The following is a 17,132-nucleotide window of genomic DNA, read 5'->3' as shown; positions in this document are numbered from 1 at the left end:
TAATGACAGAGAAAACACACCATTCGCATTCTGCTGCCCCGGTGGTGGGCAATGACGAAATCGATATTGGCCGTTTGCTCGGCACTATCATTGAAGCTCGCTGGTGGGTACTGGGCATCACCTCGGTGTTTGCACTGATCGCGGTTGTCTACTGCCTGTTTGCGACACCCATTTACAGCGCCGATTCACTGGTGCAAATCGAACAAAACACCGGCAGTTCACTGGTGCAGGATATCAGCAGCGCCCTGTCGAATAAGCCACCTGCGTCAGATGCGGAAATCCAGCTTATCCAGTCGCGTCTGGTGCTGGGCAAAACCGTTGAAGATCTGGATCTCGATATCTCCGTGGTGAAAAACACCTTTCCGCTGTTCGGTACCGGCTGGGAGCGGCTGATGGGGCGGCAGAACGAGACGGTGAAAGTCACCAGCTTTACTTTGCCTGCCGGAATGAATCAGCAGACCTTTACGCTGAAAGTGCTGAGCCCAAAACAGTATCAGTTAACCAGCGATGGCGGTTTTGAGGCGCGTGGCGAAGTCGGCAAGTTGCTGAGCAAGCAGGGCGTGACCATGATGGTGAGCGACATTCTTGCCTCGAATGACTCCGAGTTTACCGTCACTAAATTCTCCACGCTGGGGATGATTAACAACCTGCAAAACAACCTGACGGTAGTGGAGAACGGTAAAGATACCGGTGTGCTCAGCCTGACGTATACCGGTGAAGATCGCGATCAGATCCGCGCTATTTTGAACAGCATTACCCGTAACTACCTTGAGCAAAATATCGAGCGTAAATCCGAGGAAGCAGCGAAGAGTCTGGTATTCCTTGATAAACAGCTGCCGGAAGTGCGCCACAATCTGGATATCGCAGAAGATAAGCTCAACACTTATCGCCAGACCAAAGACTCTGTCGATCTGCCGCTGGAAGCCAAATCGGTGCTCGATTCGATGGTCAACATCGACTCGCAGTTGAACGAACTGACTTTCCGCGAAGCGGAAATCTCCAAGTTGTACACCAAAGTTCACCCGGCATACCGCACGCTGCTGGAAAAACGTAAAGCGCTGGAAGATGAAAAAGCGAAGCTGAACGACCGCATTACCGCGATGCCGCAAACGCAACAGGAAATTGTTCGCCTGACGCGTGATGTCGAATCCGGCCAGCAGGTCTACATGCAACTGCTGAATAAACAGCAGGAACTGCGTATTACCCAGGCCAGTACCGTGGGCGATGTGCGTATTGTCGACCCGGCGATCACCCAGCCTGGCGTGCTGAAACCGAAGAAAGCGTTGATCATTCTCGGTAGCATTATTCTTGGCCTGATTGTCTCCGTGGTTGGCGTTCTGCTGCGCTCGCTGTTCAATCGCGGTGTGGAAAGCCCGCAGATCCTCGAAGAGCACGGCATCAGCGTTTATGCCAGCATCCCGCTTTCCGAATGGCAGAAAGCACGTGATAGCGTCAAAACCGTTAAAGGTGTGAAACGCTACAAGCAGAGCCAGTTGTTGGCAGTGGGTAACCCGACAGATCTGGCGATTGAAGCCGTGCGCAGTCTGCGTACCAGCCTGCACTTCGCCATGATGCAGTCCACTAATAATGTGCTGATGATGACCGGGGTCAGCCCCTCCATCGGTAAAACCTTTGTCTGTGCCAACCTCGCCGCGGTGATCAGCCAGACCAACAAACGTGTGCTACTGATCGACTGTGACATGCGCAAAGGTTACACCCACGAACTGCTGGGCACCGACAACATTAACGGTTTGTCCGATGTGCTGGCCGGAAAAGGGTCGATTGAGCATTGCGCCAAACCGACCTCCATCAGCAACTTCGATCTGGTTCCGCGCGGCCTGGTGCCGCCGAATCCGTCCGAACTGTTGATGAGCGAACGTTTTACACAACTGGTGAAATGGGCCAGCAGCCACTATGACCTGGTGCTGATCGACACCCCGCCAATTCTGGCAGTGACGGACGCGGCGATTGTCGGTCGTCATGCCGGCACCACGCTGATGGTGGCTCGCTACGCCGTAAACACCCTGAAAGAGATCCAGACCAGTCTGAGCCGCTTCGAACAGAACGGTATTGAGGTTAAGGGCGTGATACTGAACTCGATTTTCCGCCGCGCGACCGGCTATCAGGATTACGGCTACTACGAATACGAATACAAGTCCGATTCGAAATAACCAGTCCCTCACTTCAATCTTTAGCACGAACTGCTCTCCCTCCGTCCGGCGGGGGAGCAGACGTGGGGGCGAACGTGGCATGTTGAACGCATTAGGGATCGCATCATGAGCACAACAGCAAACCCATTAATTTCTATCTATATGCCAACCTGGAACCGGCAACAACTGGCGATCCGCGCCATTAAATCGGTGCTGCGCCAGGATTACCCGCACTGGGAAATGATCGTGGTGGACGACTGTTCCGACGCGTATGAACAACTGCAACAGTTTGTTGAAGATCTGGGCGATTCGCGCGTGAGCTACACGCGCAATCCCTATAACTCGGGGGCCTGCGCGGTGCGTAACCAGGCGATTTTACAGGCGCAGGGGCAGTACATTACCGGGATTGACGACGACGATGAATGGACGCCGAACAGGCTGTCGGTTTTTCTGGCGCACAAACATCTGCTCAACACCCGCGCGTTTCTCTATGCCAATGATTATCTCTGCCAGGGCGAGGTTTATGCACAACCGACCAGTTTGCCGCTGTATCCGAAATCGCCGTTCTCACGCAAGCTGTTCTGGAAGCGCAACATCGTCGGCAACCAGGTCTTTACCTGGGCCTGGCGCTTCAAAGAGAGCTTGTTCGACACGCAACTGAAAGCGGCTCAGGATTACGATATTTTCCTGCGCATGGTGGATGAGTATGGCGAACCGTGGAAGATTGAAGAAGCCACGCAGATCCTGCACGTCAACCACGGCGAAATGCAAATCACCTCGTCGCCGAAGAAATTCTCTGGCTACTTCCACTTTTATCGTAAGCATAAAAACAAGTTCGATCGCGCCAGCAAAAAATATCAGTTGTTTACGCTGTATCAGATCCGCAATAAGCGCATGACCTGGCGCACGCTGCTGACGTTGTTCTCGCTGCGTAACGGTAAACGACTGGCTGACGGGCTGCGGGGGAAATAAATGCGACTGGAAGATTTTCGCGCAAACCACTGGAATTTGCGCCCCTGCTGCATGGTTGCGGCTTACCGTATTGCTCACTTTTGCTCTGTATGGCGCAAAAAGCATGTCATCAACAATTTGTGGGCTGCGCCTGCGATCCTGCTCTATCGCTTTGTCACCGAGTGTCTGTTTGGCTACGAAATCCAGGCTGCTGCGACCATTGGGCGCCGTTTTACTATCCATCACGGCTATGCGGTGGTGATCAATAAATATGTGGTTGCGGGCGATGACTTCACCGTTCGTCACGGCGTCACCATCGGCAATCGTGGGCCTGATAATCTGGCCTGCCCGGTGATTGGCAACAATGTCGAGCTGGGCGCAAATGTGGTGATCATTGGCGACATCACTATTGGCAACAATGTCACTATCGGCGCGGGAAGCGTCGTACTCGACAGCATCCCCGATAACGCGCTGGTGGTGGGTGAGAAAGCGCGCGTGAAGGTGATCAAATGAATATTTTACAATTCAATGTCCGCCTTGCCGAAGGCGGCGCTGCGGGCGTGGCGCTGGATTTACACCAGCGCGCGCTGCAAAAGGGTATGCAGTCACGTTTTATTTATGGCTACGGCAAAGGCGGGAAAAAAAGTGTCAGTCACGATAACTACCCGCAGGTTTACAAGCAGACGCCGCGTCTGACTTCCGTTGCTAATCTCGCGCTGTTCCGCCTGTTTAACCGCGATGTTTTTGGCAATTTGAATAACCTTTATCGCACCGTCACCCGCACGCAAGGGCCGGTGGTATTGCACTTTCATGTGATGCACAGCTACTGGCTGAACCTTGATGATTTGGTGGCGTTCTGCCAGAAAGTGAAAGCGCACAAACCTGACGTCACGCTGGTCTGGACGCTGCACGATCACTGGAGCGTAACCGGGCGCTGCGCCTTTACCGACGGCTGCGAAGGCTGGAAAGAGAATTGCCGCAAATGCCCGACGCTGAACAACTATCCGCCGGTGAAGGTGGATCGCGCGCATCAACTGGTCAACCACAAGCGTCAGTTATTTAACAATATGTTGGCGCTGGGCTGCCAGTTTATCTCCCCCAGCCAGCATGTGGCGGACGCTTTTAACAGCCTCTATGGCGCAGGGCGCTGCAACATTATTAATAACGGTATTGATGTTGCGACCGAGGCGATTCTGGCTGAACTCGCGCCGGTAAAAGCCACCGAAGGAAAACCGAAAATCGCCGTTGTTGCTCATGATCTGCGCTATGACGGTAAAACCAACCAGCAGTTGGTGCGCGACATCATGGCGCTGGGTGACCGCGTGGAGCTGCACACCTTTGGCAAGTTTTCTCCGTTTGAGGGGCAAAACGTTGTCAATCACGGCTTTCTGACCGACAAGCGCCAATTGATGAGTGAACTCAATCAGTTGGATGCGCTGGTCTTCTCATCCCGGGTGGATAACTATCCGTTGATCCTCTGCGAAGCGCTCTCCATTGGCGTGCCGGTGATCGCCACGCACAGCGATGCGGCGCGGGAAGTGTTGCAGAAATCCGGCGGTAAAACCTTTGCCGAACAGGAGGTGCTGCCGCTGGTGCAGTGCCGTAAAGCAGAAATTGCCCAGGCGGTGTTTGGCGAAAGCCTCGACGCGTTTCGCGCGCGCAGCCGCCTGGCCTACAGTGGACAACAGATGCTGGAGGAATATGTCTCGTTCTATCAGAGTCTGTAGTTACCTGCTGCTGCCGGTGATTTACCTGCTGGTTAACGTGAAAATCATGCAGCTTGGTGAGAGTTTCCCGATCACTATCGTGACGTTTTTGCCGCTGCTGCTGTTGCTCTACCTCGACAAAATTAATCTGAAAAAGTTGATGATTGCGCTGGGGGCGGGAGCCGGGTTAACGCTGTTTAACTTTATTTTTGGTAAATCGCTGGATGCCAGCAAATATGTCACTTCAACCATGCTGTTTGTTTACATTGTGGTCATTGTCGGCATGGTGTGGAGCATTCGCTTTAAAACCATATCGCCCCATAATTACCGCAAGATTTTGCGATTCTTCTATGTGGTCGTGGCAATGGTGGTGATGCTTGCGGCAATGGAAATGGCTCAGATTATTCTCACCGGTGGGAGTAGTTTGATGGAGGGTATTTCTAAATACCTCATCTACAGCAACAGTTACGTGCTGAATTTTATCAAGTTCGGCGGTAAGCGTACTACTGCGTTATATTTCGAACCGGCATTCTTCGCTCTGGCATTAATCTCAATTTGGCTCAGTATCAAACAGTTTGGTATCAAAACTCCGAAGACCGATGCTATGATTTTGGCAGGGATAGTACTTTCGGGATCGTTCTCTGGGGTAATGACTTTTATCCTGTTTTATTTGCTGGAGTGGGCATTCCAGTATCTGAACAAAGAGGCGATGCGTAAAAAGTTACCGCTGGCGATTATTTCACTCGCGGTTTTTGTTGTCGGTGTGGTTTTCGCTTTCCCCTATATTGCCGAACGACTCGGCGATTTAGGGACGGAAGGTTCTTCTTCTTATTACCGTATTATCGGTCCGCTGGTGATGGTGGGATATTCGCTGACCAATATTGACGGGGTAGTAAGATTTGGCTCACTTTATGAATATGTCGCATCATTCGGAATCTTTAACGGTGCAGATGTCGGGAAAACAATAGACAATGGGTTGTATCTGCTGATCATTTATTTCTCATGGTTCGCAGTGTTGCTGACAGGATGGTATTTGTTCAAAGTCGGGAAAATGATGGTAAATGCCTTTGGCAATAATCAGAATTTTCGCGTACAGCTTTACCTGTTTACGCCTATATCGTTGTTTTTTACGGGGTCAATTTTTAGCCCGGAATATGCGTTTTTAATTGTTTGTCCGTTTATTCTGCGTAAAGCGCTGAATATCGTGAATTCATGAAAAGGTGGGTCATATGCTGCTAAGTGTTATTACTGTCGCGTTTCGCAATTATGAAGGTGTGATGAAGACCTGGCAGTCTCTGGCTCACCTGGCGAAAGCGCAGAATATCGAATTCGAATGGATTGTCGTTGACGGCGGCTCGCAGGATGGTACTGCGGAATTTCTGAAAAATCTCAACGGACAATACAATTTACGTTTTATCAGCGAGCGTGACAAAGGCATTTATGATGCCATGAATAAAGGCATTGACATGGCGACGGGACGCTATGCATTGTTTTTGAATTCCGGCGATATTTTCCATGAGGAAATTGTGGATGTTGTTCGCCAGTTAGATGAAGAAAGCGAAAACGCCATGTATATTGGCGATGCGCTGCTGGATTTTGGCGACGGCAACAAATTACGCCGTAGCGCCAAACATGGCTGGTATATTTACCACAGCTTGCCGGCCAGCCATCAGGCTATATTTTTCCCGGTGAATGGTCTGAAAACATACCCCTACGATCTGCAATTCAAAGTCTCTTCCGATTACGCATTAGCAGCCAGAATGTTTAAAGCCGGTTTTCCTTTCAAGCGTTTGAAAGGGCTGGTGTCTGAATTTTCGATGGGCGGCGTATCTACCTCTAATAACGTTGAATTATGTCAGGATGCCCGCAAAGTTCAGCGCACAATATTACGAGTCCCGGGTTTTTGGGCGCAATTGTCATATATGTTGCGCTTGCGGACGACTGGCAAAGCAAAGGCCTTATATAACAAAGCATAACGCTCAAATATAGGGAATAAAGATGCAGGATTTACAAGGATTCTCCGTGCCGAAAGGCTTTCGGGGCGGCAATGCTATTAAGGTTCAACTGTGGTGGGCGGTGCAGGCGACATTATTTGCCTGGTCTCCACAGGTGCTGTATCGCTGGCGTGCATTCCTCTTGCGTTTATTTGGCGCAAAGGTTGGTAAGGGCGTGGTTATTCGCCCATCGGTAAAGATTACCTACCCGTGGAAATTAACATTAGGCGATTACAGTTGGGTCGGTGATGACGCGGTGTTGTACACCCTTGGTGATATCACCATCGGCGCAAATTCCGTGGTTTCACAGAAATGTTATTTGTGCACCGGCAGTCACGATTATCAGAGCGCGCATTTCGATATTAACGCGACGCCAATCGTGATTGGTGAGAAGTGCTGGCTGGCAACGGATGTTTTTGTCGCGCCGGGCGTCTCCATCGGCGACGGGACGGTAGTCGGTGCGCGCAGTAGTGTTTTTAAATCGCTTCCGGCAAATGCAATTTGCCGTGGCAATCCCGCAGTGGTGACGCGCGAACGCGTTGAAAAGGTAACTCCCTAACAGGGACTATTGAGGAAAATAAATTATGTCTAAAGTCGCTCTCATCACCGGCGTAACCGGGCAAGATGGCTCTTATCTGGCAGAACTGCTTCTGGAAAAAGGCTATGAAGTTCATGGTATCAAACGCCGTGCTTCCTCATTCAATACCGAGCGTGTGGATCACATCTATCAGGATCCGCACACCTGCAATCCGAAGTTCCATCTGCACTACGGCGACCTGACGGATACGTCTAACCTGACCCGTATCCTGCAGGAAGTTAAACCGGATGAGGTTTACAACCTGGGCGCGATGAGCCATGTGGCCGTGTCGTTTGAATCCCCGGAATACACCGCCGACGTGGATGCGATGGGTACGCTGCGTCTGCTGGAAGCGATTCGCTTCCTCGGCCTTGAGAAGAAAACCCGCTTCTATCAGGCATCAACCTCTGAACTGTATGGTCTGGTGCAGGAAATTCCGCAGAAAGAGACCACGCCGTTCTATCCGCGTTCTCCGTATGCGGTTGCCAAACTTTACGCCTACTGGATCACCGTCAACTACCGTGAATCTTATGGCATGTATGCCTGCAACGGCATTCTGTTCAACCACGAATCTCCGCGCCGCGGCGAAACCTTCGTAACCCGTAAAATCACCCGTGCGATCGCCAACATTGCTCAGGGTCTGGAATCCTGCCTGTACCTCGGCAACATGGACTCCCTGCGTGACTGGGGCCATGCGAAAGACTACGTGAGAATGCAGTGGATGATGCTGCAACAGGAAAAACCGGAAGACTTCGTTATCGCTACCGGCGTGCAGTATTCCGTGCGTCAGTTCGTGGAAATGGCCGCGGCGCAGCTGGGTATCAAACTGCGCTTTGAAGGCACCGGCGTAGAAGAGAAGGGCATTGTGGTCTCTGTGACCGGCCATGACGCACCGGGCGTGAAACCGGGTGATGTGATCATCGCCGTTGACCCGCGCTATTTCCGTCCTGCGGAAGTGGAAACCCTGCTGGGCGATCCGACCAAAGCACACGAAAAACTGGGCTGGAAACCGGAAACCACGCTGCAGGAAATGGTCTCCGAGATGGTCGCGAAAGATCTGGAAGCAGCGAAAAAACACTCACTGCTTAAAGCCCACGGTTACGAGGTTGCCATCGCGCTGGAGTCTTAAGCATGACCAAACAACGTATTTTCGTGGCTGGCCATCGCGGGATGGTGGGATCAGCCATTGTTCGCCAGCTCGAACAACGTGCGGATGTTGAACTGGTACTGCGCTCCCGTGAAGAGCTGAACCTGCTGGATTCTGCTGCTGTCGATGCTTTTTTCGCCAGCAACCCTATCGATCAGGTTTACCTGGCGGCGGCAAAAGTGGGCGGTATTGTGGCGAACAATACCTACCCGGCGGACTTCATCTACGAAAACATGATGATTGAGAGCAACATCATTCACTCAGCGCATAAGCATGACGTGAACAAGTTGTTGTTCCTCGGTTCGTCCTGCATCTACCCGAAACTGGCGCACCAACCGATCGCGGAAAGTGAGCTGTTGCAGGGGACGCTGGAGCCGACCAACGAGCCGTACGCGATTGCCAAGATCGCCGGTATCAAACTGTGCGAATCCTACAACCGCCAGTATGACCGCGACTACCGCTCGGTGATGCCGACCAACCTGTATGGTCCGCACGATAACTTCCACCCGAGCAATTCGCACGTGATCCCGGCGCTGCTGCGCCGCTTCCACGAGGCGACGCAGGAGAACGCTCCGGACGTGGTGGTGTGGGGAAGCGGCACGCCGATGCGTGAATTCCTGCATGTGGACGATATGGCAGCAGCCAGCATCCATGTTCAGGAGCTGGCGCGCGAAGTGTGGCAAGAGAACACCGAACCGATGCTGTCGCATATCAACGTCGGTACCGGTGTGGATTGCACGATTCGCGAACTGGCGCAGACCGTGGCCAGCGTTGTCGGCTACAAAGGCCGCGTGGTGTTTGACGCCACCAAGCCGGACGGTACGCCGCGTAAATTGCTGGATGTGACGCGTCTGCATCAGCTTGGCTGGTATCACGAGATCTCACTGGAAGCAGGGCTTGCGAGCACTTACCAGTGGTTCCTTGAAAACCAGCACCGGTTCCGGGGGTAGGCATGTTTTTGAGTCAGGAAGATTTTGCCACGGTGGTGCGCTCCACTCCGCTGATTTCCATCGATTTGATCGTGGAAAACTCACGCGGCGAGTTTTTGCTCGGCAAGCGCACTAACCGTCCGGCCCAGGGATACTGGTTTGTGCCGGGCGGACGCGTGCAAAAGGACGAGCCGCTGGCGGCCGCTTTCGAGCGGCTGACCCTGGCGGAACTGGGGCTGCGCCTGCCGATGTCCGCAGGCGAGTTTTACGGCGTCTGGCAGCACTTCTATGACGATAATTTCTCCGGTAGCGATTTTTCCACCCACTACATTGTGCTGGGTTTCCGCCTGCGCGTGGACGAGCAGACGCTCGCGCTGCCGCCGGATCAGCACAATGACTATCGCTGGGGGACGCCGGAGTCGCTGATTGCCGACCCGCTGGTGCATGACAACAGCCGCGCCTATTTCCTCGACGCGCAGGGAGTACCGGGCTTATGAAAATCCTGGTCTATGGCATCAACTATTCGCCGGAGCTGACCGGGATCGGTAAGTACACCGGCGAAATGGTGGAATGGATGGCCCGTCAGGGCCATGAAGTGCGCGTGATTACGGCGCCGCCTTACTATCCGGAATGGAAAGTCGACGAGCACTACAGCGCCTGGCGCTGGCGTAAAGAGCAGGGTGCCGCCACGGTGTGGCGCTGCCCGCTGTATGTGCCAAAACAGCCATCGACCCTGAAGCGTTTACTGCATCTGGGCAGCTTTGCCCTCAGCAGCTTTTTCCCGCTGATGGCGCAGCGTAGCTGGAAACCAGACCGCATTATCGGCGTGGTGCCAACGCTGTTTTGCACGCCGGGGATGCGTCTGCTGGCCAAACTGAGCGGCGCAAAAACGCTGCTGCACATTCAGGATTATGAAGTGGACGCCATGCTCGGTTTGGGGATGGCGGGTAAAGGTAAAAGCGGCCGCGTGGCGAAGCTGGCGACCGCGTTTGAACGCAGCAATCTGCATAACGTCGATAACGTCTCCACCATCTCTCGCTCAATGATGAACAAAGCGCGCGAGAAAGGGGTGGTGGCCGACAAAATCATCTTCTTCCCGAACTGGTCGGAAGTGGCGCGCTTTCGCGATGTCGGCGAAACAAATGTCGCGGAGCTGCGCCGCAACCTCGGTCTGCCGGATGACAAAAAAATCATTCTTTACTCCGGCAACATCGGCGAGAAGCAGGGGCTGGAAAACGTCATTGAAGCCGCTGCGCAGTTACACACCCATCCGTGGCTGTTTGTCATTGTCGGCCAGGGCGGGGGTAAGGCGCGGCTGGAAAAACAGGTGAGTGAACGTGGCCTGAATAACGTCATCTTCTTCCCGTTGCAGCCGTACGACGCGCTGCCGGCGCTGCTGAAAATGGGCGATTGCCATCTGGTTATCCAGAAACGCGGCGCGGCCGATGCGGTATTGCCGTCCAAGCTGACCAACATTCTGGCGGTGGGCGGTAATGCAGTCATCACTGCCGAAGAGAGCACCGAGCTTGGGCAACTCTGCCGGGCAGAGCCAGGCATTGCGGTCTGCGTGGAGCCGGAATCGGTTGAGGCGCTGACCTGGGGCATTGAGCGCGCGCTGGCGCTGCCCAAAAACAACACGGTGGCACGTGAATATGCCGAACGCACGCTCGAAAAAGAGAGCGTATTAAACCAGTTTATTGCTGATATCAGCCCGGAAAGTTCCGTGAAGCCCGTACACGCCCGCGAAAGCGCGCAGCACGAAGGCCGCCTGAATTTTGACGGGAATGGGGATAAATCATGAGTCAAACACAACTCTATCCGGTAGTGATGGCCGGAGGCTCCGGAAGCCGTCTGTGGCCGTTGTCCCGCGTGCTTTACCCTAAACAGTTTCTCTGCCTGAAGGGCGATCTCACCATGTTGCAGACCACCGTCTGCCGCCTGAATGGCGTCGAGTGTGAAAGCCCGGTGGTGATTTGTAATGAGCAACATCGCTTTATCGTCGCCGAACAGCTACGTCAACTGAACAAGCTGACCGAGAACATCATTCTCGAACCGGCTGGCCGTAATACCGCCCCGGCAATAGCGCTGGCGGCGCTGGCGATAAAACGCCATAACCCGGACAGCGATCCGCTGATGCTGGTGCTGGCGGCCGACCATGTGATTCAGAACGAAGAGGCGTTTCGCACCTCGGTTCGCGACGCTATTCCTTATGCGCAGAGCGGCAAACTGGTGACCTTCGGCATCGTGCCGGATCTGCCGGAAACGGGCTATGGCTATATCCGCCGCGGTGGCGTCTGCGCTGGTCAGGCCGATTCCGTTGCCTTCGAGGTGGCACAGTTCGTTGAAAAACCGAACCTGGAAACCGCGCAGGGTTACGTTGCCAGCGGTGAATATTACTGGAACAGCGGTATGTTCCTGTTCCGCGCCGGTCGTTTCCTTGAAGAGCTGAATAAATATCGTCCGGACATTTTGCGCGCCTGCGAACAGGCGATGCAGGCCGCCGATCCGGATATGGATTTTGTCCGCGTTGACGAGGAGGCCTTCCTCGCCTGCCCGGAAGAGTCAATTGACTATGCGGTAATGGAACGCACAGCCGATGCGGTAGTGGTGCCAATGGATGCTGGCTGGAGCGATGTTGGCTCCTGGTCTTCGCTGTGGGAAATCAGCCAGCACACGCCGGAGGGAAACGTCCATCACGGCGACGTCATCAGCCATAACACCCAAAACAGCTATGTGTATGCGGAGTCCGGGCTGGTCACCACCGTCGGCGTTAAAGATCTGGTGGTGGTACAGACCAAAGATGCAGTGCTGATTGCCGATCGCAATCAGGTGCAGGATGTGAAAAAAGTGGTGGAGAAAATCAAAGCCGACGGACGTCACGAGCACCATATCCACCGTGAAGTTTACCGCCCCTGGGGCAAATATGACTCCATCGATACTGGCGATCGCTATCAGGTGAAACGCATCACCGTGAAGCCGGGCGAGGGGCTCTCCCTGCAGATGCATCATCACCGTGCAGAGCACTGGGTAGTGGTGGCGGGGACGGCGAAAGTGACCATCAATGATGAAGTGAAGTTACTCGGCGAGAATGAATCGATCTATATCCCGCTTGGCGCGCACCACTGTCTGGAAAACCCGGGGAAAATTCCGCTCGATCTGATTGAAGTTCGTTCGGGTTCGTACCTGGAAGAAGATGACATCGTGCGCTTTGCGGATCGCTACGGGCGAGTTTAAAAGCCAGTGCCGGACGCGGTGTTGCCCGTCCGGCAGAAAAAACAAACGAATCAATAACAAATGGCCTTTTTACGGTCAAGGCTGACTGTTGCCTTAAGAAGAGGTAATGATGGAAAAATTAACCTGTTTTAAAGCTTACGATATCCGTGGAAAGCTGGGCGAAGAACTGAATGAAGATATCGCATGGCGTATCGGCCGCGCCTACGGTGAATACCTGAAGCCACAAACGATTGTGCTGGGCGGCGATGTGCGTCAGACCAGCGAAGCGCTGAAACTGGCGCTGGCGAAGGGGCTGCAGGATGCGGGCGTCAACGTGCTGGATATCGGTCTTTCCGGTACCGAAGAGATCTATTTTGCCACGTTCCATCTCGGCGTGGATGGCGGCATCGAAGTGACCGCCAGCCACAACCCGATGGACTATAACGGCATGAAACTGGTGCGCAAAGGCGCGCGCCCGATCAGCGGCGATACCGGGCTGCGCGATGTGCAGCGTCTGGCGGAAGCCAACGACTTTCCGCCAGTGGATGCGGAAAAACGCGGCAGCTACAAGCAGATCAACCTGCGCGATGCGTATGTCGATCATCTTATGAGCTATATCAATCCGACTAACCTTAAGCCGTTGAAACTGGTGATCAACTCCGGTAACGGCGCGGCGGGCCCGGTAGTGGATGCCATTGAAGCCCGCTTCAAAGCGCTGAACGTGCCGGTAACCTTTATCAAAGTGCATAACGAACCGGACGGCACTTTCCCACACGGTATTCCTAACCCGCTGCTGCCGGAGTGTCGCGCGGATACCCGCAATGCGGTGCTGGAACATCAAGCCGACATGGGGATCGCCTTTGACGGCGATTTCGACCGCTGCTTCCTGTTCGATGGCGAAGGGCGCTTTATTGAAGGCTACTACATCGTTGGTTTGCTGGCAGAAGCGTTCCTCGAAAAACATCCCGGCGCCAAAATCATCCACGACCCCCGTCTCTCCTGGAATACGGTGGATGTGGTGACACGCGCGGGCGGCACGCCGGTCATGTCAAAAACCGGGCACGCATTTATTAAAGAACGTATGCGTACTGAAGATGCCATCTATGGCGGCGAGATGAGCGCGCACCACTACTTCCGCGACTTCGCCTACTGCGACAGCGGCATGATTCCGTGGCTGCTGGTCACTGAGCTGCTGTGCCTGAAAGGTAAAACCCTCGCCGAGCTGGTCAGCGATCGAATGGTCGCGTTCCCGGCGAGCGGTGAAATCAACAGCAAGCTTGCCGATCCGGTTACGGCTATCCAGCGCGTTGAGCAGCACTTTACGCCCGGCGCGCTGGAGATCGATCGCACCGACGGCATCAGCATCGCCTTCCCTGAGTGGCGCTTTAACCTCCGTTCATCCAATACCGAGCCGGTAGTGCGACTGAACGTTGAGTCGCGTCGCGATGTGTCACTGATGGAGGCACGAACGCAGGAAATTCTGGCGCTGTTGAATCAGTAAATCTCGGCGTTGCTCTCCCCCGGACGTGGGGAGAGTCAACATACAGGCAGGTAAAACGATGACTCATCTAAAAAAGCGCGACCGGGCCAAAACGAATGCATCGTTAATCTCAATCGTGCAGCGATTCTCTGACATCACCATTATGTTCGGTGGACTGTGGCTGGTGTGCAAATTGAATGCGTTGCCCTTTTTCTACATGCATCTGCTGATGGCTCTGCTCTCCCTTGTTGTCTTCCAGATGATTGGCGGGATGACCGATTTTTATCGCTCCTGGCGAGGGGTAAAAATCACCACTGAACTGACTCTACTGTTGCAGAACTGGACGCTCAGCCTGATTTTCAGTGCGGGCCTGCTCTCGTTCAACAACGATTTCGATAACACCTTCATGATCTATCTCCCCTGGTATTTGTTAACCAGTATGGGGCTGATGCTGAGCCGCGCGGTGATCCGCTTTGGCGCAGGCTGGCTGCGGAACCTGGGCTATAACACGCGCCGCGTTGCGGTGGCGGGGGATATGCCGATGGGCCAGGCGCTGCTGGAAGGTTTTCGCAATGAACCCTGGCTGGGATTCGATGTGGTGGGGGTGTACCACGATCCGCAACCGGGCGGCATCACCACCGGCTGGGCCGGCAACCTCGACCAGCTGGTTGACGATGCGAAAGCGGGGAAAATTCACAACGTCTATATCGCGATGTCGATGAATGATGCGGCCAGCATCAAAAAGCTGGTGCGCCAGTTGGCGGACACCACCTGTTCAGTGATCCTGATCCCGGATGTCTTCACCTTCAATATTCTGCATTCGCGGATTGAAGAGATGAATGGCGTGCCGGTAGTTCCGCTGTACGAAACACCGCTTTCCGGCGTGAACCGCATTCTGAAACGCCTTGAAGACATTGTGCTCTCGTCGCTGATTCTGCTGCTGATCTCTCCGGTACTGCTGGCGATTTCGGTGGCGGTCAAACTCAGCTCTCCCGGCCCGATTATCTTCCGTCAGACCCGTTATGGCATGGACGGTAAGCCAATCAAAGTCTGGAAATTCCGTTCCATGAGGGTGATGGAAAACGACAAAGTGGTGACTCAGGCAACGCAGAACGATCCGCGCGTAACCAAAGTGGGGAGTTTCCTGCGCCGTACCTCGCTCGACGAACTGCCGCAGTTCATTAATGTGCTGCTCGGCGGCATGTCTATCGTCGGCCCGCGCCCGCATGCGGTGGCGCACAACGAGCAGTACCGTTCGCTGATTGAGGGTTACATGCTGCGTCATAAAGTGAAACCGGGCATTACCGGCTGGGCGCAGATTAACGGCTGGCGCGGCGAAACCGACACGCTGGAAAAAATGGAAAAACGCGTTGAGTTCGATCTGGAGTACATCCGCGAGTGGAGTCTGTGGTTCGATATCAAAATCGTTTTTCTGACCATCTTTAAAGGCTTTATTAATAAAGCGGCGTATTAAAGGAAAGGTCATGAGCCTGAGAGAAAAAACCATCAGCGGTGCGAAGTGGTCAGCGATGGCCACTTTAACCATCATCGGCCTGGGGCTGGTGCAGATGACGGTGCTGGCGCGCATTATCGATAACCACCAGTTCGGTCTGCTGACCGTCTCGCTGGTGATTATCGCGCTGGCGGATACGCTGTCGGATTTTGGTATCGCTAACTCCATTATTCAGCGCAAAGAGATAAGCCATCTGGAACTCACCACCCTGTACTGGTTGAACGTTGGGCTGGGGATTGTGGTTTGTCTGCTGGTTTTCTCGCTGAGCAACGTTATTGCCAGCGTCTTGCACAACCCGGATCTGGCACCGCTGATCAAAACCCTGTCGTTCGCTTTTGTGGTGATCCCTCACGGTCAGCAATTCCGCGCGCTGATGCAGAAAGAACTGGAGTTCAACAAGATAGGCGCGATTGAAACCGTGTCGGTAATGGCGGGTTTCAGCTTCACGGTGATCAGCGCTTTTTACTGGCCACTGGCGATGACCGCCATCCTCGGTTATCTGGTCAACAGCGCCGTTCGTACGCTGCTGTTCGGCTATTTTGGCCGCAAGATCTATCGCCCTGGCTTGCATTTCTCCCTTGCGTCGGTCAGTTCAAATTTGCGCTTTGGCGCATGGCTGACGGCTGACAGCATCATTAACTATGTCAACACCAACCTCTCCACGTTAGTGCTGGCGCGTATCCTCGGCGCCAGCGTCGCCGGGGGATACAACCTGGCGTACAACGTGGCGGTGGTGCCGCCGATGAAACTCAACCCGATTATCACCCGCGTGCTGTTCCCGGCGTTCGCCAAAATTCAGGACGACACGGAGAAGCTGCGCGTTAACTTCTACAAGCTGCTGTCGGTGGTGGGGATCATCAACTTTCCCATCCTGCTGGGGCTGATGGTGGTGTCGAATAATTTTGTGCCGCTGGTCTTTGGCGACAAGTGGAACAGCATTATCCCGATCCTGCAATTGCTCTGTATTGTTGGCCTGCTGCGCGCGGTCGGTAACCCTATCGGTTCGCTGCTGATGGCGAAAGCGCGGGTGGATATCAGTTTTAAATTCAATGTCTTCAAAACGTTTCTCTTTATTCCCGCCATTATCATCGGCGGTCATCTGGCCGGCGCGCTGGGCGTCACGCTGGGTTTCCTGCTGGTACAAATCATCAACACCGTATTGAGCTACTTCGTGATGATCAAACCGGTGCTCGGTTCCAGCTATCGTCAGTACATCCTCAGCTTATGGCTGCCGTTCTACTTATCGCTGCCGACGCTGGTCGTGAGCTATGGCCTTGGGCTGGCGCTGAACGGGCATATGCCGCTGGCCGCCATGCTGGCGGTACAGGTCGCGGCGGGCGTACTGGCATTCGCGGTGATGCTGATTGTTTCGCGCAACGCACTGGTGGTGGAGATGAAGCGCCAGTTTTGCCGCAACGAGAAACTTAAAACGCTGCTTCGCGCAGGATAAGAAACGTTTTTGAACCCCTTAT

Annotated in this window: 15 protein-coding genes; all 15 read left to right on the top strand. The window is 54.0% G+C overall.

Annotated features, from left to right (window positions below; all coding sequences use genetic code 11):
* Window positions 1–2: 2 nt before the first annotated feature.
* The 15 genes from wzc (at window position 3) to wzxC (ending at window position 17,110) form a co-directional block, all read left to right on the top strand.
* Complete coding sequence (gene wzc / locus C0557_RS16260) at window positions 3–2,171, top strand: tyrosine-protein kinase Wzc (protein WP_208659509.1); 2,169 nt, start codon at window positions 3–5, stop codon at window positions 2,169–2,171.
* Window positions 2,172–2,276: 105 nt separating this feature from the next.
* Window positions 2,277–3,122, top strand: a complete 846-nt coding sequence (wcaA, locus tag C0557_RS16255) for a colanic acid biosynthesis glycosyltransferase WcaA (protein WP_208659507.1) — start codon at window positions 2,277–2,279, stop codon at window positions 3,120–3,122.
* A complete protein-coding gene (wcaB, locus tag C0557_RS16250; protein WP_074778224.1) occupies window positions 3,123–3,614 on the top strand; it encodes a colanic acid biosynthesis acetyltransferase WcaB in 492 nt (163 codons plus the stop codon).
* Complete coding sequence (wcaC, locus tag C0557_RS16245; protein WP_074778222.1) at window positions 3,611–4,828, top strand: colanic acid biosynthesis glycosyltransferase WcaC; 1,218 nt, start codon at window positions 3,611–3,613, stop codon at window positions 4,826–4,828. The genes wcaB and wcaC overlap by 4 nt, the downstream gene beginning before the upstream one ends.
* Window positions 4,803–6,023 carry a colanic acid polymerase WcaD gene (gene wcaD, locus C0557_RS16240; protein WP_208659504.1) on the top strand — a complete coding sequence of 407 codons (1,221 nt, stop codon included), beginning with the start codon at window positions 4,803–4,805 and terminating at the stop codon, window positions 6,021–6,023. The genes wcaC and wcaD overlap by 26 nt, the downstream gene beginning before the upstream one ends.
* Window positions 6,024–6,036: 13 nt before the next feature.
* Complete coding sequence (gene wcaE, locus C0557_RS16235) at window positions 6,037–6,783, top strand: colanic acid biosynthesis glycosyltransferase WcaE (protein ID WP_074778218.1); 747 nt, start codon at window positions 6,037–6,039, stop codon at window positions 6,781–6,783.
* Between the two features lie 22 nt (window positions 6,784–6,805).
* A complete protein-coding gene (gene wcaF / locus C0557_RS16230) occupies window positions 6,806–7,360 on the top strand; it encodes a colanic acid biosynthesis acetyltransferase WcaF (RefSeq protein WP_007371260.1) in 555 nt (184 codons plus the stop codon).
* 25 nt (window positions 7,361–7,385) lie between these two features.
* A complete protein-coding gene (gmd, locus tag C0557_RS16225) occupies window positions 7,386–8,507 on the top strand; it encodes a GDP-mannose 4,6-dehydratase (protein ID WP_074778214.1) in 1,122 nt (373 codons plus the stop codon).
* Window positions 8,508–8,509: 2 nt separating this feature from the next.
* On the top strand, window positions 8,510–9,475 hold the full coding sequence (locus C0557_RS16220) for a GDP-L-fucose synthase (RefSeq protein WP_074778212.1): 966 nt from the start codon (window positions 8,510–8,512) through the stop codon (window positions 9,473–9,475).
* 2 nt (window positions 9,476–9,477) lie between these two features.
* Complete coding sequence (locus tag C0557_RS16215; RefSeq protein WP_007371263.1) at window positions 9,478–9,951, top strand: GDP-mannose mannosyl hydrolase; 474 nt, start codon at window positions 9,478–9,480, stop codon at window positions 9,949–9,951.
* Entirely contained in the window at window positions 9,948–11,255 is a 1,308-nt protein-coding gene (gene wcaI / locus C0557_RS16210; RefSeq protein WP_208659502.1) for a colanic acid biosynthesis glycosyltransferase WcaI, read from the top strand. The genes C0557_RS16215 and wcaI overlap by 4 nt, the downstream gene beginning before the upstream one ends.
* Complete coding sequence (gene cpsB / locus C0557_RS16205) at window positions 11,252–12,688, top strand: mannose-1-phosphate guanyltransferase (protein ID WP_208659500.1); 1,437 nt, start codon at window positions 11,252–11,254, stop codon at window positions 12,686–12,688. The genes wcaI and cpsB overlap by 4 nt, the downstream gene beginning before the upstream one ends.
* A 109-nt stretch (window positions 12,689–12,797) precedes the next feature.
* A complete protein-coding gene (gene cpsG, locus C0557_RS16200) occupies window positions 12,798–14,168 on the top strand; it encodes a phosphomannomutase CpsG (protein WP_208662995.1) in 1,371 nt (456 codons plus the stop codon).
* A gap of 58 nt (window positions 14,169–14,226) precedes the next feature.
* Window positions 14,227–15,621: an undecaprenyl-phosphate glucose phosphotransferase gene (gene wcaJ, locus C0557_RS16195; protein WP_208659498.1), complete on the top strand. Its 1,395-nt coding sequence runs from the start codon at window positions 14,227–14,229 to the stop codon at window positions 15,619–15,621.
* Between the two features lie 10 nt (window positions 15,622–15,631).
* Complete coding sequence (gene wzxC, locus C0557_RS16190; protein WP_074778204.1) at window positions 15,632–17,110, top strand: colanic acid undecaprenyl disphosphate flippase WzxC; 1,479 nt, start codon at window positions 15,632–15,634, stop codon at window positions 17,108–17,110.
* Window positions 17,111–17,132: the final 22 nt, after the last annotated feature.

The organism is Kosakonia sp. MUSA4, assembly GCF_013085925.1.
In the GTDB taxonomy this organism is placed as follows: domain Bacteria; phylum Pseudomonadota; class Gammaproteobacteria; order Enterobacterales; family Enterobacteriaceae; genus Kosakonia; species Kosakonia sacchari_B.
The sequence above is the reverse complement of the archived record's forward strand: the minus strand, read 5'-3'. Positions and strand labels throughout refer to the sequence as shown.